The organism is Microbacterium sp. SCN 69-37, assembly GCF_001724435.1.
Taxonomy (GTDB): Bacteria; Actinomycetota; Actinomycetes; order Actinomycetales; family Microbacteriaceae; genus Microbacterium; species Microbacterium laevaniformans.
The window spans coordinates 69,556-91,057 of sequence record NZ_MEEL01000022.1; the positions used below are offsets into that span (position 1 = coordinate 69,556).

At 67.1% G+C, this 21,502-nt stretch carries 18 protein-coding genes and 1 pseudogene; 12 read left to right on the plus strand and 7 right to left on the minus strand.

Features of this window, described 5'->3' with window-relative positions; genetic code table 11:
- Positions 1–61 precede the first annotated feature (61 nt).
- Positions 62–199 (minus strand): hypothetical protein, encoded by a 138-nt coding sequence (locus ABS64_RS05395; protein ID WP_164515467.1) that lies wholly within the window; start codon positions 197–199, stop codon positions 62–64.
- A gap of 291 nt (positions 200–490) precedes the next feature.
- Between ABS64_RS05395 and ABS64_RS05400 the strand changes: the two genes are divergently transcribed.
- A complete protein-coding gene (locus tag ABS64_RS05400; protein WP_164515466.1) occupies positions 491–775 on the plus strand; it encodes an antibiotic biosynthesis monooxygenase family protein in 285 nt (94 codons plus the stop codon).
- A 167-nt stretch (positions 776–942) separates the two neighbouring features.
- On the opposite strand, the gene ABS64_RS05405 is transcribed toward ABS64_RS05400, so the two are convergent.
- The 5 genes from ABS64_RS05405 to ABS64_RS05425 all read right to left on the minus strand — a co-directional run bounded on the left by ABS64_RS05405 (position 943) and on the right by ABS64_RS05425 (position 7,232).
- The gene (locus ABS64_RS05405; RefSeq protein WP_125133388.1) at positions 943–1,842 is read right to left on the minus strand and encodes an alpha/beta hydrolase; all 900 of its coding nucleotides are present in this window, start codon (positions 1,840–1,842) and stop codon (positions 943–945) included.
- A 53-nt stretch (positions 1,843–1,895) separates the two neighbouring features.
- Positions 1,896–3,518 (minus strand): NAD(P)/FAD-dependent oxidoreductase, encoded by a 1,623-nt coding sequence (locus ABS64_RS05410; protein ID WP_292681636.1) that lies wholly within the window; start codon positions 3,516–3,518, stop codon positions 1,896–1,898.
- A gap of 349 nt (positions 3,519–3,867) precedes the next feature.
- The gene (locus tag ABS64_RS05415; RefSeq protein ID WP_125131923.1) at positions 3,868–5,244 is read right to left on the minus strand and encodes an NAD-dependent succinate-semialdehyde dehydrogenase; all 1,377 of its coding nucleotides are present in this window, start codon (positions 5,242–5,244) and stop codon (positions 3,868–3,870) included.
- Positions 5,245–5,478: 234 nt separating this feature from the next.
- Positions 5,479–6,378: a LysR substrate-binding domain-containing protein gene (locus ABS64_RS05420; RefSeq protein WP_292681640.1), complete on the minus strand. Its 900-nt coding sequence runs from the start codon at positions 6,376–6,378 to the stop codon at positions 5,479–5,481.
- Between the two features lie 98 nt (positions 6,379–6,476).
- Positions 6,477–7,232, minus strand: a complete 756-nt coding sequence (locus ABS64_RS05425) for a glucose 1-dehydrogenase (RefSeq protein ID WP_125131921.1) — start codon at positions 7,230–7,232, stop codon at positions 6,477–6,479.
- A gap of 228 nt (positions 7,233–7,460) precedes the next feature.
- Between ABS64_RS05425 and ABS64_RS05430 the strand changes: the two genes are divergently transcribed.
- The 11 genes from ABS64_RS05430 (at position 7,461) to ABS64_RS05480 (ending at position 20,558) form a co-directional block, all read left to right on the plus strand.
- Positions 7,461–8,708, plus strand: a complete 1,248-nt coding sequence (locus ABS64_RS05430) for a CoA transferase (RefSeq protein ID WP_125131920.1) — start codon at positions 7,461–7,463, stop codon at positions 8,706–8,708.
- Position 8,709: 1 nt separating this feature from the next.
- Positions 8,710–9,912, plus strand: coding sequence for an acyl-CoA dehydrogenase family protein (locus tag ABS64_RS05435; RefSeq protein WP_125131919.1), 1,203 nt, complete (start codon positions 8,710–8,712; stop codon positions 9,910–9,912).
- A gap of 96 nt (positions 9,913–10,008) precedes the next feature.
- Entirely contained in the window at positions 10,009–11,181 is a 1,173-nt protein-coding gene (locus ABS64_RS05440) for a thiolase family protein (protein ID WP_125131918.1), read from the plus strand.
- A 10-nt stretch (positions 11,182–11,191) separates the two neighbouring features.
- Positions 11,192–11,359 (plus strand): hypothetical protein, encoded by a 168-nt coding sequence (locus tag ABS64_RS05445; RefSeq protein ID WP_164515465.1) that lies wholly within the window; start codon positions 11,192–11,194, stop codon positions 11,357–11,359.
- A 153-nt stretch (positions 11,360–11,512) separates the two neighbouring features.
- The gene (locus ABS64_RS05450) at positions 11,513–11,920 is read left to right on the plus strand and encodes a hypothetical protein (RefSeq protein WP_292681646.1); all 408 of its coding nucleotides are present in this window, start codon (positions 11,513–11,515) and stop codon (positions 11,918–11,920) included.
- Between the two features lie 2 nt (positions 11,921–11,922).
- The gene (locus tag ABS64_RS05455; RefSeq protein WP_125131916.1) at positions 11,923–12,828 is read left to right on the plus strand and encodes a hypothetical protein; all 906 of its coding nucleotides are present in this window, start codon (positions 11,923–11,925) and stop codon (positions 12,826–12,828) included.
- A 17-nt stretch (positions 12,829–12,845) separates the two neighbouring features.
- Positions 12,846–13,043: a hypothetical protein gene (locus ABS64_RS05460; protein WP_125131915.1), complete on the plus strand. Its 198-nt coding sequence runs from the start codon at positions 12,846–12,848 to the stop codon at positions 13,041–13,043.
- A 5-nt stretch (positions 13,044–13,048) separates the two neighbouring features.
- On the plus strand, positions 13,049–13,465 hold the full coding sequence (locus ABS64_RS05465) for a hypothetical protein (protein ID WP_102209312.1): 417 nt from the start codon (positions 13,049–13,051) through the stop codon (positions 13,463–13,465).
- A 117-nt stretch (positions 13,466–13,582) separates the two neighbouring features.
- Entirely contained in the window at positions 13,583–17,116 is a 3,534-nt protein-coding gene (gene mobF, locus ABS64_RS05470) for a MobF family relaxase (protein ID WP_292681661.1), read from the plus strand.
- A 150-nt stretch (positions 17,117–17,266) separates the two neighbouring features.
- The gene (locus ABS64_RS05475; RefSeq protein WP_292681656.1) at positions 17,267–17,650 is read left to right on the plus strand and encodes a sulfate permease; all 384 of its coding nucleotides are present in this window, start codon (positions 17,267–17,269) and stop codon (positions 17,648–17,650) included.
- A gap of 130 nt (positions 17,651–17,780) precedes the next feature.
- Positions 17,781–20,558: a hypothetical protein gene (locus tag ABS64_RS05480; RefSeq protein WP_292681659.1), complete on the plus strand. Its 2,778-nt coding sequence runs from the start codon at positions 17,781–17,783 to the stop codon at positions 20,556–20,558.
- A 199-nt stretch (positions 20,559–20,757) separates the two neighbouring features.
- Here the strand turns inward: ABS64_RS05480 and ABS64_RS05485 are convergent.
- Positions 20,758–21,502, minus strand: a pseudogene (locus ABS64_RS05485) (type I glutamate--ammonia ligase); the annotation flags it as partial.

Here is a 21,502-nt window from a genome sequence, read left to right on the forward strand (position 1 = left end):
GGCCGTCCACAGTGCGCTCCTGCAGGAAAGCGTTGCCGCTGACCATGTCGGCCCGCGCCCGTCAGGCTGCTGCGACGACGCGCAGCGTGGTGGCCATGGCGCCAGGAGACTTCATCTGCGCGATCGACGACGGCGAGGATGCATACTTCGCATCCAGTTCGGCGTCGATCCTGGGCTGTGCGGGGTCCTCCTCAAGCACGGGCTGCAAGAGACGACCGCCTCCGAGGGAAGTTCCAGCGCTGCGGCGCGGTTTCGTTCGGCGATCGCACCATCGCCCAGCGCGAAGGCCACTTCGCGGCCCGACATTGCCTGCCGGTACCACACCACGATCCTGGCCCGTATACGAATGCGTAGTTGCCCGGATGAGGACGTCTTGTCCGTTGGCGCGTTCAACCGGTTACGGAATCAGGACACCGGGGCGGATTGTCTTGGGCACACGAGGCGACGCGCGGAGTCTAGGTTGAAACCAAGCGGTTCTAAGGAGACGTCCGTGGCTGTTGTCGCTTTGCTGGATCTTCGGATCAAACCGGAGTCGGTTCCCGGCGCCAGGGAGTTCGTCGAGGATGTCTTGGTGGCTACCCGGGCGTTTCCAGGGTGTTTAGGCGTCGACGTACTCGTCGACGTCAGTGACAGCGCGCATCTTCTGCTGCTTGAGCGGTGGTCGTCGTTGGATGCCGATCAAGCGTACCGGGAGTGGCGGGCTACCGCGGAGGGTGCGTCTGGCCTGACGGCCATCGCCTCGGCTTCTGTCCTGACGCGCTTCGTCCAGGCCTAGGGCCAGCATCGTCCTGACACCGTGGCCTGGCAGCCCGCGTGGGTTCCTCACGGCGCCGACCCCACCGTCCAAGTGCTCGCCCTGCGTGAGCACGTCGGGGCCGTCCATGGCTGTGGCTCGTGCAGGGCGGCGGTGCGTTGCGCGCCGCCCTGCACGACCTGGTGCTGTTACAGCCCGAGGTGTGGACGCAGCCAGGCGGCGGCTTTCGCGATTGCCGTGTCGGCTTCCGGTGCGCGACCTGCCAGGCTCGGATAGACGTGCTGCTGGCCCGGTTCGACTAGCAGCTCGACGTTCACGCCTGCGCCGCGCAGGTGGGCTGCGAGTCGGTCGGAGTCGCTGTACAGCGTCTCCGTGCCGCTGACGGCGATGAAGGTCGGCGGCGCCCCGGTGAAGTCCTGGTAGAGGGGGTTGACGAAGGGATCGGTCGGGCTGCCCGCGCCCTCCAGGAACAGGGCGATCATCGTCTCGAGCACTCCGCGTTTGACGAGCACATCGGTCTCGTCGTTGGTGTCCAGGGACTCGCCATTCAGCTCCATGTCGATCCACGGGGAGAACGCGATCGCAGCGGCCGGTTGCGGGTGGCCGTGGGTCAGGAGGCGCCGGCTCGTGGTGACCGCGAGGTTCCCGCCGGCCGAGTCGCCGCCGGCGGCGATGTGTCGCGGCTCGAACCCTTCCTGGTGCAGCCAGAGGTGCACGGCCTCGGTGTCGTCGAGCTGAGACGGATACTTGTGCTCCGGGGCGCGGCGGTAGTTCACCACGAGCGCTCTGATCCCGGCGGCTTTGGCCAGGTGCGCGGCGAGCTTGCGGTGGCTGTAGGACGATCCGGCGACGAAGCCGCCACCGTGGGTGTAGACGATCACCCGGTCGGCGGCAGCGTCGACCGGGTTGGCCCAGATCGCGGGAACGCCGCCGGCGCTGACTTCTTCGTAGGTGACGCCTGTGGGCTCGATGGCCGGGAGGTGCCATTCCTCGAAGAGGTCTTTGACGGTCGGGACGTCCATGTCGGCCATCCGCTGGAACCATTCGGCGTAGAGGTCGCGGAGGTACAGCGATTCGGTGCTTGTCATTTCGTTGTCTTCCCAGTTTTCGTTCGAGATGCGTGGTCGTGAGCCGGCGAGGCTCAGGAGATGGTGAATCCGGCGTAGTCGGCCTGGACGGAGGACTCCCATTCACCGAGGTAGCTGGTCAGCCCCCCGGTGTAGAGGAGCATCTGACGCTTCTTCCCGGGGATGTTGTCGCCCATGTACCAGGATTTGCCCTGCGGGAAGAGGCTCGCGTTGACGATGTCTTCCTCCAGTTGCCGCCATCGTTCGTCGGCCTCGTCGGTGGACTCGATGCGGCTGTGACCGCCTCGGGTCACATACTCGATGGCCTGCACGATTCGCTCGCCCTGCGCCTCCGCGCACATGGGGCCGTTGCAGAACGCCGCGGGGCTGCCGGGGCCGTACGCGAACAGCAGGTTGGGGAAGCCCTTCGTGGTCACCCCGAGGTGGTTGGCGAAGCCGTCTTCCCACTTCTCCTTGAGGCTCTGGCCGCCCACGCCGCGGATGTCGATCGCCGTCAGCCCGCCGGTGACGCTGTCGAAGCCGGTGGCGAGCACGACGAGGTCGACCTCGTACTCGGCGTCGCTCGTACGGACACCCTTCGAGGTGATCTCGGCGATCGGGGTCTCGTACTGGTCGACCAGGTGCACGTTGTCTTGATTGAAGATGTCGAAGTACGTCTGCTCCAGCGACGGGCGCTTGACGCCGAAGGGATGGATCGGCTCTGTGGGCGCGAGCTTGGCGGCCACGATCGGATCCTTGACCCGGGCCCGCACTCTGTCGCGCCAGAAGGCGTAGGCGGTGTCGTTGGCCTTTGGGTCCACGAGGATGTCCTGGAAGGTGGCCAGCCAGAACCGGAATCCGCCGTGCTCCCAAAGTGCTTCGTAACGCTGGGTGCGGGTGTCGGGATCGAGATCGGCGGCGTTCTCCGGGATGAAGTCGTAGTCGAATCCCGCGAAGGTCGTCAGTCGGCGTGCGAGGCGCTCCCCGATGTCGACCTGCAGTTCGTCTTGTTCCGCATCGGTCAGCTGCTTCTGCTTCATCGGGAACGCCGTGTTGGGGGTGCGCTGGAACACGTACACCTCGGACGCGACCTTCGCCGCTTCCTGGGCCACTTGCACACCACTTGCGCCGGTGCCGATGACCGCGACCCGCAGCCCCGTCATGTCGATGTCGCCCTGCGGCCACCGGGCGGTGTGGTGGATGCCCGCCTCGCCCGTGAACGCGCCGTCGGCGATGCCGGGGTAGTCGGGGTAGTGGGGGCTGGAGCCGAATCCGGTGCAGGGCACCAGGAACCGCGCCCGGACGGTCGACCCGTCCTCGGCCTGCACCACCCAGCGGTGGTTGGTCTCATCGAAGACCGCGGAGACCACGCGGCGGTTGTACGAGATGCTGCGGTCCAGGTCGAGGGCGTCGACGACGTACCGGAAGTAGTCGCGCATCTCAGCCCAGCCGGGGAAGAGCTCGCGGTAGCGCCAGTTCTTCCACAGCTCCTTGTACGCGAACTGGTAGATCGCGCCCTCGCTGTCGACGCGGGCGCCGGGGTAGCAGTTCCAGTACCAGATGCCGCCCGGGCCTGCGCCGGCCTCCCAGAGCTGCACGTTGTAGCCGAGATCCCGGAGCCGGTCCAGCTGGTAGATGCCGGCGAAGCCGGCGCCGATGACCAGGACGTCCAGTTCGGCGGTGTGGGTGGTTGTCATGCCATCTCCCTTGATGTGAGTGCCTGCCCCGATGCAGGTCATCTCACCTTCCGACGCGACGCCGGACGGGCCATGTCCGGATCTGACACACCCGACCACGCGGAGTGCACCGGCGGCCCGGTCACCGCCAGCGCTGTCGCACCACGGCGCGCTGTCCGAACGGCTTACCTCGATGACACGGCTGTACCGGGCCGGACGCGGGGATCCCGAGCACCCGCGGGTTGCGGGCCGGTCGCTGGCGGGCCGGATACTGGTGTCCGGCGACGGCCGCCTCGGGAGACTGCGTGCCAGGACTCAGCCGTCGACGGTGCGAGGCTGAGACGGCGCTCGAGGCGGCGTGAGCTGGCGCTCACAGCTGCGGGGTGCGGATGAGCTTCTTGTTCGCGAACTCGTTGATGCCGAACTTCGCGAGCTCGCGGCCGACGCCGGAGCGCTTGACGCCGCCGAACGGCAGGTCGGGGGCGCTGCGGCTCGTGCTGTTGATCCACACCATGCCGGTGTCGAGTCGTTCCGCCAGCTTCTTGGCCTTGTCCAGGTCGTCGCTGAAGACCGTTCCTGCAAGACCGAACGGGGACGCGTTCGCGAGGTCCACGGCGCTGTCGGCTGAGGGCACCCTGTAGACGACCGCGGCGGGGCCGAACAGCTCCTCGCTGTAGGCCCGCATCTGTGGCGTGACGCCGGTGAGGACCGTCGGCGGGTAGTACGCCCCGGGCCCGTCCAGCCGGTGCCCGCCGGTGGCGACGGTCGCACCCTTGGCGATCGCGTCGTCGACGAGCTCCGCGAGATCCTCCAGCGTGGCCTCGGACGACAGAGGGCCGAGGAACGTGTCGGGGTCGGTGGGGTCGGCGGCGTGGATGGCGGCCATCGAGGCGGTGAACTTGCCGAGGAACTCCTGGTAGACGGCATCCACGACGATGAACCGTTTCGAGGCGGTGCAGGCCTGACCGCCGTTGGCGACTCGCCCGGTGACCGCCGCCGAGACGGCCTGGTCGATGTCGGCATCGTCGAGGACGATGAACGGGTCGGAGCCACCGAGCTCGAGGACGTACTTCTTCATGTGCCGGCCGGCGACCTCGCCGACCGCCGAGCCGGCCTTCTCGGACCCGGTCAGGGAGACCCCTTGCACGCGCGGGTCGGCGATGATGTCCGCCACCTGCCGGCTGTCGACGAAGGCGTTGATGTACGCGTCGCGCGGGAAGCCCGCGTCGTGGAAGACCTTCTCGATCGCCAGCGCCGACTGCGGGCAGTTGCGGGCGTGTTTGAGGATGATGGTGTTGCCGAGCGCCAGGTTCGGGGCGGCGAATCTGGCGACCTGATAGTAGGGGTAGTTCCAGGGCATCACGCCCAGCAGTGGGCCGATGGGCTCGGTGCGCACGAGCGCCTCGCCGCCCCCCGCGATCTCCAGCTGCTCGTCTGCGAGGAACTTCGCCGCGTTCTGGGCGTAGTACTCGTAGATCGACGCGACCAGCGCGACCTCGCCGCGGGACTGCGCGATCGGCTTGCCCATCTCCAGCGTGATGATCGCGGCGAGTTCGTCGCTGCGCTCCCGGTACAGGTCGGCAGCGCGCTGCAGCAAGCGGGTTCGTTCGGACAGCGGCACCGACCGGAAGGTGGTGTACGTCGTATACGACCGGCCGATGATCTCCTGCACCTCGGCGTCGCCGATGAGGGGGTATTCGGCGACACGCTGCCCCGTGGCGGGGTTGATGGTGGCGTAGGCGCTCATATGTTGGATCCTCCCGTTCGCGGCGGCGTGCGCCGGAGCCGGCAAACCGTCCTCTCAGCGCCCACCGGGCGGGCCGAGAATTGAGAGGGACGCGGCCTTCTTGCGCACTGTCAGCGTCGCATCGCGCCCGAGCGGAAGTCCAATACCGAACCAACCGGTCGCTATTGCAGTCCTAGTATCAATCAAGCCCTCTCATGTGCCGGCTGTGCATGGATGTGCGATGGGCGGGGGCATCTATGTCTGCGGGGTCGGGAGGACGGATTCGGACAGCCGGAGCACGGCGTGCAGCGCGCGATCGTCGCTGTCGCGCAGCCAGGCCATCCGCAGTTCGACGGGTGGAGCGTCGTCGGTGAGGCGTAGGAAGCGCAGGTGCGGGTCGGCGATGCTGTCGATCACGGAGGATAGGGTCAATGAGCAGCCGATCTCGGCGGAGACGAGTGACATCAGCGTCCATGAGTCCGGTGCGTGCTGGACGACGTCCGCGTTGAACCCGGCCGCTCTGCTCATCTGCCGAAGCCTTTCCAGCAGTAGCGTCCCGGTCTGGGGCTGCAGCGATACGAACGGTTCCCCCTCGAACTGCGCGATCGACACGGCATCGGCGTCGGCGAGGCGGTGGGTCTCAGGGACGGCGATGACCAGTTCCTCGATGGCGATCACGCGGGTGCGCACGATGGCGGGAATGTGATCCCATCGGCCGAGTGCGATATCGATGTCGCCACGGGTCAGCAGTTGCATCGCAGGCTGGGCGAAGTGCTGACTGAGCAGTTCGAGGTGGATGCCCGGGTGGTTCTGGTTGACGGCGCGGGCGAGCTGTCCGACCATCACGTTGGAGGACGCGCCCGCATACGCCAGCCTGACGTGGCCGATCTCGCCCGTTCCGGCCGCCCGGGCGACTCTGCTCACCCGATCCAGGGCGTCCAGCACCTCCTGGGCGGGTGCGATCAGCGCCTCTCCGACGGAGGTCAGCGTGACCTTGCGAGTGCTCCGTTCGAACAATCGCGCGCCCAATTCCCGCTCCAGCTGCTGGATGCCGCGGCTGATCGGCGGTTGCGCCATGTGGAGGCGCTCTGCGGCGCGCCCGAAATGCAGTTCATCGGCGACAGCGAGGAAGGCGCGCAGCTGCTGCAGATCCATCCGAAGATTATTGCACGTCCGGTACTGAATCGATGTCGATTGACGCGCAATCGGGATGGGTCGGCCGGGGACATGCAGATTCCCCGGCCGACCGGGGATCACTGTGCGGTGTAGCCGCCGTCCACGACGTACTCGGCGCCGGTCACGAAGGATGCCTCGTCGGAGGCGAGGAAGAGCACGACATTCGAGACCTCTTCCGGCTGACCCGGCCGGTCGAGGATCGTCGTGGACAGCACCGCCTTCGTCGACTCCGGCGTCGCCAGCAGCCCGGTGGTCATGGGGGTGGCGATGACACCGGGATGAACGGAGTTCACCCGGATGCCGTATTTCGCCAGGTCCACGGCGCTCGCCTTGGTCAGCAGCCGGACGGCGCCCTTGGACGCCTCATATGCGGCGGCGCTCGGCGCACCGATGATGCCGTAGATGGAGGAGATGTTCACGATCGATCCGCCGCCTGCGCGGGTCAGAGCGGGTGCCACGGCCTTCGTGCCCAGGAAGACGCCCTTAGCGTTGATGCGGAAGATCAGATCCCACTCCTCCTCTGTCGTCTCGTCGACGGGCTTCAGGATGAGTATCCCCGCGTTGTTCACCAAGATGTCGAGACGACCGAAACGCTGCTCGGCATCGGCCACGATCTCGTCCCATCTCGCCGCGACCGTGACGTCCTGCTCCAGCGCCACGACCGTCCCGCCGTCACGGTTCGCCTCGGCGACGGTCTGCTCGAGCCCGCCCGCGTCGACGTCGGTGGCGAGGACGGTCGCCCCTTCCTTGGCAAGACGGTGCACATGAGCGCGCCCCATCCCGTTCGCGGCGCCGGTGACGATCGCGACCTTGCCTGCAAGCCTGCTACTCATGAGTTGTTCTCCTTAGCCTCATTGCTGATCACGTACAGGCGCAGGCCGCTATCGGCACCGTCGCCTCTTGACACCGAGGCTGGCCTGCCGACGGCAGGCTCGAGTGTTCCGTTGTGGAACAGTCACCCTTTCATGCGAACGCCGCATCAGTATGCATCCGATCGGGTATTGGACGGACATAAACGAGTGCTGGGAGTCTGGGCGGACACAACGATTGAGGTGTTTCCGATGACGAAGAGCTCGCTCCCGGATGACCGGATGACGCAGGACGTGACCAGCGGGCCGTTCGCCGGTCTCCTGATCGCCGACTTCGGCAGGGTTCTGGCGGGCCCGTACTGCACGATGCTGCTCGCGGATCTCGGTGCGACCGTGATCAAGGTGGAGAGTCCACTGGGAGATGAGACACGCGGCTGGCGGCCGCCCGAGTACCGGGGCGAGTCGACCTACTTCCTCTCCATCAACCGGAACAAGAAGTCTGTCATGCTCGACTTTCGCGACCCGGACGACCTGGTCCTCGCGCAGCGGCTGGCGTCGCGAGCCGATGTGCTGACGGAGAACTTCAAACCGGGCGGTCTGCGGCGATTCGGCCTGGACTATGAGTCGGTCGCGCGGGAGAACCCCGGGGTGATCTACGCGTCGATCACCGGGTTCGGCACCGCGGGAGGCGCCGGGCTTGCCGGTTACGACCTGCTGGCACAGGCGCTGTCCGGACTGATGAGCGTGACCGGGGCGCCGGACACCGAGGGGTTCCGCTCGGGAATCGCAGTGTTCGATGTGATCGCCGGCTTGCACACCTGTGTCGCGATCACGTCCGCCCTCTACCACCGCCAGCATTCAGGGGAGGGCCAGCATGTCGAGGTGAACCTGCTGTCCTCCGCACTGTCGGGCATGGTCAACCAGACCGGTGGGTTCTTGCTCACCGGGCAGTCCCCGACCCGGATGGGCAACGACCACCCGAGCATCTACCCGTACGCGCCGTTTCCGACCGGCGACGGGGAGCTCATCCTCGCGATCGGCAACGACGTGCAGTTCGCCACGTTCTGCGACGCCGTCGGGTTGCCGCAGCTGGCCGCGGACACCCGCTTCGCGTCCAACGCGGAGCGCAGCGCGCACCGAGACGAACTCCGCCCGATGCTGACAGCGCGGCTGGCCTCCAAGACCGCGCAGGAGTGGTTCGACATCCTCAGCCCGCTGCACGTGCCGTGCGCACCGATCCTGGACGTTGGCGGAGGTGTCGAGTTCGCCACGCGGATCGGGCTGGAGCCCAGCGTCCTGGTCGGCCGCGGCGACCGGGCGGTGCCCACCATTCGCAACCCCATCACCTTCTCCCGCACCCCCGCGACGTACCGGACCGCTCCACCCGACCTCGACCAGGACAGCGCTGCCATCCGCCGGTGGCTGCAGGACGGGGAAGACCATGACGGCTTCGCCGGCGAGCGGGTGCCCGTCCCGGCAATTCGGGAAGAGGGGCGCTGAGATGACAATCGCGACGACAGCACAACGAGTAGACACGGACTTCTACCAGGTGGGCGACCTGCTCGGCGACGACGACCGCAGCCTGATCGCACGTGTACGGGGTTTCGTGGACGCCGAAGTCCTCCCTATCATCAACGACTACTGGGAGATGGCGGACTTCCCCTACCAGATCCTTCCCGCGCTGGGCGACCTCGGCATCGTCGGAACAGCGATCCAAGGCTACGGGTGCCCGGGGCTCACCCGCCTGCAGACCGGGCTGGTCGCGATGGAGCTGTCCCGCGGCGACGGCAGCGTGAACACGTTCAACGCCGTCCACTCCGGACTGGCGATGGGCAGCATCGCGTTGCTCGGCGACGACGAGCAGAAGCAACGGTGGCTGCCCGACATGGCAGCGCTGCGCAAGCTCGGCGCGTTCGCGTTGACAGAGCCCGACCACGGCTCGGACTCCGTCGCCCTGGAGACCACCGCTCGCCGGGAGGGGGATGTCTACGTCATCGATGGCATGAAGAGGTGGATCGGGCTGGGCCACGTCGCCGATCTCGTCATCCTCTGGGCCCGGGACACTGCGGATGCCAAAGTAAAGGCATTCGTCCTCGAGAAGGACGCCGACGGCCAGTACCCCGACGGGTACGTCGCCGAGGCGATCACCGGCAAGATCGCCAAGCGCGCGATCCAGCAGGCGCACATCGAGATCACCGGGCTTCGCATCCCCGTGGAGAACAAGCTCGCGGGATCGGCGTCCTTCCGGGACGTGTCCGCGATCCTCAACCGCACACGCAGCACGGTTGCCTGGGAAGCACTCGGCCACGCACTCGCCGCCTACGAAGCCGCCGCGTCCTATGTGCAGGACCGAGTCCAGTTCGGAAAGCCGATCGCCAGTTACCAGCTCGTGCAGAACAAGCTCGCCAACATGCTCGCCGACCTCACCGCCATGCAGTTGCTGTGCTTCCGCACCGCAACCCTGCAGGACGAAGGGCGCCTGAGCAACGAGCAGGCGTCACTGGCGAAGATGTTCACCGGCCAGCGCTCCCGTGCGCTGTGCCGCGACGCCCGCGACCTGCTCGGCGGCAATGGTCTTCTCCTGGAGAACCACGTCGCCCGCCACCTCACCGACATGGAGGTGGTGCACACCTATGAGGGCACCGACTTCATCCAGTCCCTGATCATCGGGCGAGAGATCACGGGCATCGCCGCGTTCTCATGACCTCGACGCTGCCCGCCTCAGTCGATACCCGCGACCCAGCCTTCCCGGAACGCGCCGTACCCCGCGGCGCGACTCGGCAGGATCGGAGAATCACCCATGACCTCGACCTTCGTTTTCGATGCCGTCCGCACCCCGTTCGGCCGGGCCGGCGGCACACTGTCGGCCACACGACCGGACGACCTTGCCGCACTCGTGATGGCCGCGTCGGTTCAACGGCTCGGGCTGGACCCGTCCGACATCGACGATGTGATTTTCGGAGACGCGAACCAGGCGGGCGAGGACAACCGCAACGTCGCGCGATTCGGTGCGCTGCTCGCCCGCTTCCCGACCACCGTCACCGGCACCACCGTAAACCGGTTGTGCGCATCCAGCGTCGAGGCGGTGGTCCAAGGCTCGCGTGCGATCGAAGCGGGAGATGCCCGAATCGTGCTCACCGGTGGTGTCGAGTCCATGAGCCGGGCGCCATTCGTCGTGGAGAAGTCGCCGAAACCGTGGCCGGCGGTCGGCAACCAGACGCTGTGGAATACCTCCATCGGATGGCGGATGATCAACCCGGCACTCCCGGCGCACTGGACGATCTCCAACGGGGAATCGGCCGAGAAGGTCGCACAGCTGCTGGGCATCACCCGGGAGCAGCAGGACGCGTACGCGGCGCGCAGTCATGAACTCGCCGCGAAGGCCTGGGCCGACGGCATCTATGACGCGGAGATCGTGCAGGTGCCCGGCGCTGAGCTGGTCCGCGACGAGGGAATCCGCGACGGGTCCACCATCGAGAAGCTCGCGACCCTCAGGCCCCTGTTCGCGAGCGAGAACGGCACCGTGACCGCCGGGAACTCGTCCCCCATCAACGACGGCGCCTCCGCGGTGATCCTCGGCGCGGAGCACGCGATCGACGCCGAACCACTCGCCCGTATCGCCGGCCGCGGATGGCACGGGGTGGACCCTGACCTGTTCCCCCTCGCCCCGATCGAAGCCGCGAACAAGGCCCTCGCCCGCGCAGGCAGGACATGGGCCGACGTCGACATCGTCGAACTCAACGAGGCCTTCGCTTCGCAGTGCCTCGCCGACATGAAAGGGTGGCCCGACCTCGACCCCCAAAGGGTCAACATCCACGGCGGCGCACTAGCCATCGGACACCCGCTCGGCGCGTCCGGGGGACGCATAGTAGGTCACGCCGCGCACGAGCTTGCCCGCCGCGGCGGAGGCGTCGCCGTCGCCGCGATCTGCATCGGCGTCGGCCAGGGACTCGCCATCGTTCTCGAGCGGTGAGCAACTCCGGATGATCGCCACGTTGCTCTTTCAGCACGCCCGGCCGGGTCGTTGGATCGAACCCGCTGAAGGTGAGGATGATCGCGCGGAAGCGAGGATCAAGACCGACAACGTCAAGGCAGGATCCTGGCTCTCCTGCCGCCGGGTCGGGGACTGGCAGGCAAGCCGCCGGGCGTGAGGTGAGCAATCGGGAGGATCGTCGGCCCTTTGCGGGGCGAGACAAGTGATGGGCGAGGGTACGACCGGGTCGCTTCTGCGCGGGAGTCGGTGATGATTCGGATACTGTCGCGGTAGAGGTCGCCGAGGCCTAAGGCCCGTCACCGACGCCACCTTGATCGTCAAGCCCGCACCGGCCGAAGCACAGCGTGCCGCAGACCTGGCCGCGACCGCGACCAGCAGCACCCCCGCGCCGGAGGCGGACTCCCCAGCATCTGCGGCGGCAGCAGCGGGCACGGCGGGAGGCGCTACGACCACCCCTCCCGCGCCAGCGCCTGCGAGGAAGCCCGCGGCGACCCGGTACGTCGGCAGCGCGCCGATCAGCGCCGAACGCTACTCCGCCGACTTCGCCAAGATCGCCACCGAGGTGCTGACCAACCTCGCCGCATCCGGCGCGAAGCTCACCATTTCGCTCTCCATCGACGCCATCCACCCCGACGGCTTCACCGAGCAGCAGCTCCGCACCATCCGAGAGAACGCCACAACCCTGAAGTTCACCACCAACGAGTTCGAGGCGGAGTAGCGGTGGCAATCGACCGTGAGATCAACCGGCGTCTGCTCATCCTCGCAGTCGTCCAGTCGGTAGGCGCTGACGGATGGGGTGCGGAAGAAGAAGCGGTGAGGGAGCGCCTTGCTGACCTGGGCGGTGATCCGTCACAGCTCGACCATTCCGAACTCCAGGAGCTTGCGCGGCGAGGGTGGGTAAGCACCAAGGACATGTCCTTCGGCGACTGGATCGGTGCTGTCACGCCCGCTGGGCGAGACGCAGCGGCGAGGATCGAGCAGGATCGAGCTGACGTTGCCGCACGTCGCATCGCGCTCCGCGACGTACTCCTACGCTGGCTCTACGACCGCATTCATGTCCATGATGCGCTGATGCCAGACCCCAAGGGCGTTCCCCAGTCCGGGGCCACGTACTTCGGGGTCGTGTTCACCGACACCGATGTCGAGAAGGCAAGTGCCGCGTTGAGGGACGCTGGTTACATTCGGGGCACGACTCTTGCTTCCGGCGAAATCACGCTCGTAGAACTGCTCCCGAAGGGAGTCCGGCTGATCGAACGCGGTGGCAGCGTGCGTGACGATGAGGCCACGAGCGGTACGACGATCACCACGACAGTGCACGGCCCCGCAAACATCGCGAACCAGAGTTCAAGCGTCAGTCAGAGCATTGACCTCAGCTCGACATGGCTGGTCAAGGCTGCTGAAACTCTGGACGGCATAGAGCAAGCCCTGCCCGCGCTCGGTCTCGCCGATGAGCACGAGGTGTCTGACGCGATAGCTGATGCACGCGGTGGCGTGGCCACAGAAGACCCTTCACGAACGAAGTCGGCTCTGGAGCGGCTCTTGCCTTTCCTCTCAGCGACGACAGCGGGAGCACTCGGGAATCTGGTCTCAAGCGGCGTCGTGACGCTCCTCGGGCTGATCCCGTAGCCGAAGGGACAACAGGCATGGCTCAGGGACTGACCAGCACCCAGGAGATCGTGGAGGTGCGCGTCGACAACTTCATGCGCGGGTCGATCAAGGACGCGCTCGCGCAGGAGCTCGCCGCCCGGCCGGAGCACCGTATCGTCGCCTTGTCCACAGTCGCGGGCGGCGACGAGTTCAACGGCGTCATCCGCGTAGTGGCCGTCGTCGAGTACCTGTAGGCATCGTGGGCAAGCGCGCCGACAGTGATGAGCACTACGTTCTCGACCTCTGCGACGAGGTGATCGGGGTCTGCGGGGAGCGACAGGCGACGTTCCTGTGGCTTGTCGGCGACGTGTCGCCGACGACCGGACGGGCTCGCAGGCTCCCTGTCGACGGGTATTGGCCTGCGCTGGGGCTCGTGGTTGAGTTCCAGGAGAAGCAGCACACCGTGGCCGTCCCGCTGTTCGACCGCCGCGCGACCGTCTCCGGTGTGCCCCGTGGCGAGCAGCGGCGGCTCTACGACCAGCGAAAGGCGGAGATCCTGCCGCAGCAGGGTATCCGGCTCGTCGTGATCCACAAGTCGGAGTTCACGACCAAGGCTGACAGGATCGTGCGCGATCATGAGCGCGACATCGCCGTCGTCCGCGCCCGCCTTGTCTGATCTCGGAAGCCCTCCAGAGACCAGTACACGTCTTGCACATCGAGGTCGAGCCCGCCCGAGGGCGGGCTCGGCGGCTCACCTCCCTGACGAGAGAGGCGGTACCGGGTGTCGGTTTCGATGCGGGTCATGGGCGCGGGGGACGGCTACAAGTACCTGCTGCGCTCCGTGGCGTCGGCTGACGGCGAGCGGGCGCTCTCGACGCCGCTGACCCGGTACTACGCCGAGCAGGGCACACCGCCGGGCCGCTGGATGGGCGGCGGGCTCGCGGCGCTCGGGGAGGGTGAGATTCACGAGGGCGCGCCGGTCTCGGAGGCGCAGCTCCAGCTTCTGCTGGGGATGGGGCGCGACCCGGTGACCGGCGATCCGCTGGGGAAGGCGTATCCGGCGTTCCCGAGCGTCGAGGATCGGATCGCGGCGCGCATCTCGCGGCTCGATCCGGCGTTGGGCGCGGATGAGCGAGCTGAGGCCGTTGTGGTGATCGAGGCGGAGGAGTCGGCGCGCACCTCGCGGCGGGCGGTCGCCGGGTACGACTTCACTTTCTCGCTGCCGAAGTCCGCCTCGGTGCTGTGGGCGGTTGCGGACGCAACGACGCAGGCACGGATCGCGGAGGCGCACCATGCGGCGGTTGCGGAGGTGGTTGCGTTCATGGAGCGCGAGCTTGCAGCGACGCGCTCGGGCGCAACGTCCCGCGACGGCGCGGTTGCGCAGGTCGAGGTGACCGGGCTCATCGCCACCGCGTTCGATCACTTCGACTCGCGGGCGAGCGACCCGCAGTTGCACACGCATGTCGTGGTGAGCAACAAGGTGCGCACCCTGTTCGACGGCAAGTGGCGGTCGCTCGATGGCCGGCCTTTGCACGCGGCGACCGTGGCGCTGAGCGAGCTGCACACCGCGGTGTTCGCCGATCACCTGACCCGCGTGCTCGGCGTCGGGTGGGAGCGGCGCGACCGGGGCGCGGATCGCAACCCGGTGTGGGCGGTCGCCACGGTGCCCGAGGAGCTGGTCGCCGAGTTCTCGTCCCGGTCGCGGCACATCGACATCGAGAAGGATGGCCTGATCGCCGAGTACGAGGCCGCGCACGGGCACGCGCCGTCACGGGAGACGATCATCCGGCTGCGGCAGCAGGCGACGCTGGCGACCCGGCCCGACAAGGAAGTCCGCCCGCTCGCCGACCTCGCCCAGGAGTGGCGCACCCGCGCGAGCCGACTGCTGGGCCGGGATGCCACCGAGTGGGCGCGAGAAGCCGTCGCGGTCGAGCCCGCGAAGCTCCTGCGCGCGGAGGATGTGCCGCTGGAGCGGATCGCCAGGCTCGGCGCGTCGGTGGTCGCCGCGGTTGCCGAGAAGCGCACGACGTGGAGCCTCTGGAACCTGTACGCCGAGGCCGCACGGCAGACGATGGGCTGGCGCTTCACCGGCACGGAGGACCGCGAGGCGATCACTAGCATGATCGTCGATGCCGCAGAGCAGGCGTCCATCCGGCTCACCCCGCCCGAGCTTGCCTCCAGTCCCGCTGCGTTCCAGCGCACGGACGGCACGAGCGTGTTCCGGCCTCGCAACGCCGCCCGCTATAGCGGGGCCGCGGTGCTCGCTGCTGAGGATCGGCTGCTTGCACGCTCCCGCGAGCAGGTTGCACCGCGCCTGGCCGACGCAACCATCGCGCACGCGCTGCAACCCCGCCGTGGGCGCGCGCTCGGCGACGACCAGCGCGCCGCGCTCACCGCGATTGCGTCTTCCGGCCGGATGCTCGACCTGCTCATCGGCCCCGCAGGGGCGGGCAAGACCACCGCTCTGCGCGCGTTGCGGCGCGCATGGGAAGCCGAGCACGGGCACGGCTCGGTGGTCGGGCTCGCCCCGTCTGCCGTGGCCGCCGAGGTGCTGGCCGGGGATCTCGGCATCCCGACGGAGAACACCGCGAAGTGGTGGCAGACTTACCGCGACCACGGCATCGGCTTCACCGCCGGGCAGCTCGTGATCGTGGACGAGGCATCCCTCGCCGGAACGCTCGCCCTTGACCGGCTCGTGCGCGTCGCGGTCGACGCTGGGGTGAAGGTGCTGCTCGTGGGCGACACGGCGCAACTGCAATCCGTGGACGCCGGGGGAGCGTTCGGGCTGCTCGTCGCCGACCGCGACGACGTGCCCGAGCTGACCGACGTGCGACGCATCGCCGCAGCCTGGGAGAAGGAAGCCACGCTCGACCTTCGCCACGGGCGCATCGAGGCGATCGACACCTACCACGCCCACGGGCGCATCCATGCAGGGGAGGCCGAACGCATGGCTGATGCCGCCTACGCTTCGTGGCAGAGCGACCGCGTCGCAGGACTGGCGAGCATCCTCATTGCCGAGTCGAGCGCGATGGTCACTACCCTGAACCAGCGCGCCCGCGCCGACCTCATCCTCGCCGGGCAGGTCGACGCGCGCGCCGAGGTGCGGCTGCATGACGATACCGAGGCATCCGTCGGGGACGCGATCATCACCCGCCGCAACGACCGCGAGCTGCGCATCGGCCGCGGCTGGGTACGCAACGGCAGTCGATGGACGATCACCGCCATCGACGCCGATGGGTCGCTGCGGGTGCGTCCCGCCGGACGGCGCTGGGGCGCGACCCTAAGGCTCCCCGCTGAGTACGTCGCCGAGCACGTCCAACTCGGCTACGCCGTCACCGCGTACCGGGCGCAAGGCGTCACCGTCGACACCGGACACACGCTCATCGAGCCCGGCGCGACGCGCGAGAACTTCTACGTCGCCATGACCCGCGGAAGGCTCGTGAACACCGCCTACGTCTCGATCAACCGTCCCGACGACGACCACATCCATCCGCCCACCCAGGACACCAAGGCAGTCGCGGCCCGCAAGGTGCTCGCCGGGGTGCTCCAGCACGTTGGAGCCGAACTCTCAGCCCGCCAGATGATCGCCGCCGAGCAGGACGCCTGGGGCTCGGTCGGCCAGCTCGCCGCCGAGTACGAGACCATCGCCGCCGCCGCACAGCAGCAGAGATGGGAAGCCCTCGTGCGCGCCACCCGACTCACCGAGGCCGAAGCCGACGCCGCCATCGGATCGACCGCGTTCGGTGTGCTCGGTGCCGAGCTGCGCCGCGCCGAGGCGGACGGGTACGACACGGAGCGCCTGCTGCACGCGCTCGTCGCCTCGCGTCCGCTCGACGACGCCGAGGACGTGGCCGCGGTGCTCCACGAACGGGTGATCCGAGCCCTGGCGCGCGCGAACGGTGCGGGGCGCGTGCGCCAGCCCGCCGCGCCCATCGCTGGACTCATCACCCCGGCGCTCGGCACGATGGACGACGACATGCGCGCCGCGCTCCGCGAACGCGCCGCACTCATCGAGCAGCGGGCCGACGCGCTCGTCGCCGAAGCGGTCGAGGCGTCCGAGGCATGGGCCGCGGAACTCGGCCCGGAGCCCGCCGATCCGCAGCTTGCCGCGATTTGGCGACGCGAGGCGCGCACCGTCGCGGCCTACCGCGACACCTACGGCATCGCGGAGACCAGCGCGCTCGGACTCATCGGCGACGACGCGCGGCAGCACGCAGATGCCGCGCGAGCACGCGCCGCGATCCACCGCGCACGGCAGCTCGCGGCACGCGCAGCAGAACCGGAGTCCACGGTCACCGCGGTCGGGGTATCCGCGCCACGTCTGTAGTTGCCCTTCCGTGTGTCCGAGGTCGGGCGTACCCTGAGTGTCGAGGTAGTAGCCACGATTTCTAGGTCGCTTGCGACGGTCCTCTCGGGACGCTCACCACATGATCTACCTCCTCGGCGGAGCTACGCACCCTCTCAGGAGGCGGACATCATGCTCCGACTGCTCTGGAATCTCAGCATCCGAGTTCGGCTGTTCCTGCGGACGTACATGCCGACGAACATCCTGCTCAACGCGCTGCGGACGCGCCGCGGACTGAAGTGGGGTGTGCCCGCCATGCTGATCGCCGTGCCGTACCTGCTCGGCGCGTGGCTGCTGACCGTCTGGATCGCCGACGGCGGGCCGGGGTGGCTGAACCTGCTCGTGCTGCTGTTCATCTGGAACGCACTGAAGTTCCTCGTCAACGGGCCGATCACGCTCGTCGTCCTGATCCGGGCTCGCGTCGCCGAGCGGCGCGACCGCCGACTCGTCGAGCGCGAGTCGGCGGGGTACACGATCAGCGAGGACGCCCCGATGCTCACCTCGTCGCGCGCCTGACGAGCACACGGTAGGACGTCCTCTGCTCGTCTGAGGTGACAGGGAGTTCGGCAGGCCCGCGCGCCAAAGATCGATGTCCTTGCAAGGTGCGAAGATCGGAAGACGGCAACTTTGCAGGGGGCTCGCACCTATGGCGCAGGACTATCCGCTTGAGGAGTTGAGTCCCCGCGCCTTCGAGCAGCTCACCGTGGCGCTCGCGATCAAGGTGCTGGGCAACGGCGTAGAGGCATTCGGTTCAGGCCCCGACGGCGGGCGAGAAGCGACCTACAGAGGCCAGGTCAACTGGTCCGCGACGACCGGGTTCGGTGCCGAGTCGTGGGACGGATATGTCGTGATCCAGGCGAAGCAGAAGGAGTCGCTGGGGACTCCTGCGCAGAACGCCGCGTGGTTGCGCAATGAGATCTCGGACGAGTTTGACGCATGGATGAGCGACAGTAGTCGCCGGGGGCAGTTGCCGCAGTATGTCGTCTTCGTCACGAACGCCCGCCTGAGTAGCGTTTCCGGGACCGGCGGCATCGACCAGATCAACTCGTTCATCTCGCAACGCATCGCGGACTCGAGGATCGGCAGCGACGGCAAACCCGACTCACTTCGCGCGCGTGGGATGCGGGCCGGGAAGGTCTGGCATCGTGACCAGCTCAATGGACTGCTCACCGCATTCGACGGAGTTCGAACCGCCTTCAAGGGACTGCTGACGGTCGGCGATATTCTCGCCCGGCTCAACTCGCTGGATGGTCTGCTGACGCCTGACGAGTTTGAGCCCGTCCTCAAAGCTCATGCGCTGAACACGATCGGCACTGAACGTTGGGTCAACTTCAGAGAGGCTGGCGGGACCAGTCGGCAGTCAGTCGAGCAGGTCCTCATCGATCTGAAAGCCGAAGGCACAGAGGGCACGGACGCATCTCTGCTCAAGGAGGTGATCCTGCACGCCGAGTCGGTTCTCAAGCCGTCATTCGCGCCTGCTGCCAGGCACCTCGTCATAACCGGTCAGCCAGGGAGCGGGAAGAGCACCATCACGCTGTTCCTCACCCAGGTGTATCGAGTGGCCTTCTTATCCGACGAATCGCTGACTCCGACTGCGGCTGACGTGCGTGACGGTACTGCGGACGCACTCCGACGTGTTCAGGTCGAGTCACCTCGGAACCATCGTTGGCCTATTCGCGTGAACCTTGCCGAGTATGCGGACGCTATCGGGCCTAGTGGTGACAAGAGTCTGTTGCGTTGGCTCAGCGAGCGGGTTGCTGCCCGTGCTGAGATCGAGATCAAGCCGCACACGCTTCGGCGATGGATGGTGAACTGGCCGAGTCTCGTCATCCTGGATGGTCTGGATGAAGTGACAGCGCCTGAAGTCCGTCCTCGCGTGCTCGATGAGATTCGAGCTTTCGTGGAGGACGCCGATCAAGGAGACGCTGACCTTTTCGTCATCATCACGACACGTCCCACCAGCGATGACGAGCAGATCATGCCTGAGAGATTCCGGCAGTTGAGCTTGCGGTACCTCGATGCCGATACTGCTCTCTCATACGGCCGTCATGTCACGACAAGGCGACTTGCGGATGACCTGGATCGGCGAGACCAAGTCATCGCGCGATTTGAACGCCACGCCGCGGACGCAACGATGCTGCGATTGATGAAGACGCCGCTCCAGGTGCTCATCATGACGCTCATCTTGGAGCGGTTCGGCGTACTTCCCGCTGACCGATACCAACTGTTCTGGCGCTACTTCGAGACGATCTACGAGCGCGAGTCCGCAAAGACAACCACGCTCGCGCCTCTGCTCGCAGAGCAGCGACGAGCAATCACCGAGTTGCACGAGACCGTCGGACTTGCGCTCCAGGTGCATGCCGAAACCGCGACGGATTCGCGGGCCATCATGAGCAAGCCTGAGCTGCGCGGGCTCGCTATGCAGCGACTCGTCGAGGTCGGCTACCAGCCGGGCGAGGGCATCGAACGCATTGCTGATCGGATCGTGCAGGCCGCGACCGAGCGCCTTGTTCTCTTGGTCCCTGCGGAGGACGACGGTGTGTCATTCGAGATCCGTAGCCTCCAGGAAGTCATGGCCGCACGCGCGTTGAGCAGTGGCACCGACGAGCAGGTTCGTGTGCGCATGATGGCCATTGCGTCGAGCCCGCATTGGCGGAACACTTTCGTGTTCATCGCCGGCCGATTGTTCGCAGAGGGACCAGACCACCGCCGTGATCTCGTGGCCGAGGTCGTCGAGCGAGTCGACCAGCGAGAGGGCTGGCCAGGGTGGCTCTGTTCTGTCGGCCCGGAAGTTGCTGCTTTCCTGCTCGATGATGGTCTTGCTGCCACTACCCCGCGGTGGCAGCGCAGGCTCATCGACGTCGCGCTGCGCTGTCTTACCGGGACTGTCCCAATCGACGACCGTGCGCTCGCAGTTGGGCTCTCGGCGGCGGGATCAGCAAGCAAGAACGACCTCATGTACATCCGCAACGCCCTGAAAACCGCGCTTGCGGGAACTCCCGCCGCACGACATGTGGCGCAGAGCCTGATCCGGCAAGCGGCGTTTGGCGGAGCCATCCCCGACACCCATGCTGCAAAGCAGCCTGTTGTTCCCAGTGAGCCGTTGCTCATCGCCGACCTCATCGCGCCCCATTCAGGAGAGTTGGGCGTATCGACTGAAGTGCAGGGTGTGCTCGACGGGATCCTTGAAGAGCTTCGCGCTAACGCACTGACGGATGCCTCGGCGCGAAACGTTCAATCGCGCAGTGCGCTCGCGTCGATTTCGCTGCCGCTCACCTTGCAGGGGCTTCTCGATGCTGAAGTCGGGCTCGCGCTGGAGCTGATGTTCGGCGCGTTGCCACCGGAACGATGGGCTGCGGTGCCAGCGGTCAGCTACGCCGTCGCGCCTGATCTCATACGAGCTCCTGTCAGTGGGCTGCTGTAGCAGCAAACCGTCGAGTCAGCGCGCTGTTCGCGTGCGCAGAAGCGGGCATCCACGCTGTCCGAAAACCTGTCCGTTTACTCCCCGTACCCGTCCGTAAACGTCCAGAGATAGACTGAGCCCCAGACGGCGACTGCCGCCTGGGGCTCAGCAAATTGCTGGGCTCAGAGACCGGAAGTGTGGCTCTGAGGGCCTCCCGGAATCAGACCCCGAAGTACAGCTCGTACTCGAACGGGTGCGGGCGCGCGGCGAGCGGCTTGATCTCGTTCTCGATCTTGTACTCGATCCAGGTCTCGATCAGTTCGGGCGTGAACACACCACCGGCCAGGAGGAACTCGTGGTCTGCACGCAGCGCCTCCAGCGAGTCGAGCAGCGAGTTCGGAACCTGAGGGATGTTCTTGGCCTCCTCGGGCGGCAGCTCGTACAGGTCCTTGTCGACCGGCTCGTGCGGCTCGATGCGGTTCTTGATGCCGTCGAGGCCCGCCATCATCTGCGCGGCGAAGGCGAGGTACGGGTTACCCGAGGCGTCGGGCGCGCGGAACTCGATGCGCTTGGCCTTCGGGTTGCTGCCCGTGATCGGGATGCGGATCGCGGCCGAGCGGTTACCGGCAGAGTAGACCAGGTTGACCGGAGCCTCGTAGCCCTTGACCAGACGCTTGTAGGAGTTCAGCGTCGGGTTGGTGAAGGCGAGGACAGCCGGCGCGTGCGCCAGCAGACCGCCGATGTACCAACGAGCGACGTCGGACAGGCCGCCGTAGCCCTTCTCGTCGTAGAAGAGGGGCTTGCCCTCGAGCCACAGCGACTGGTGGGTGTGCATGCCCGAACCGTTGTCTCCGAAGAGCGGCTTGGGCATGAAGGTCGCGACCTTGCCCCACTGCTCGGCGACGTTCTTGACGATGTACTTGAACTTCAGGATGTCGTCGGCCGCGTGCACCATCGTGTCGAAG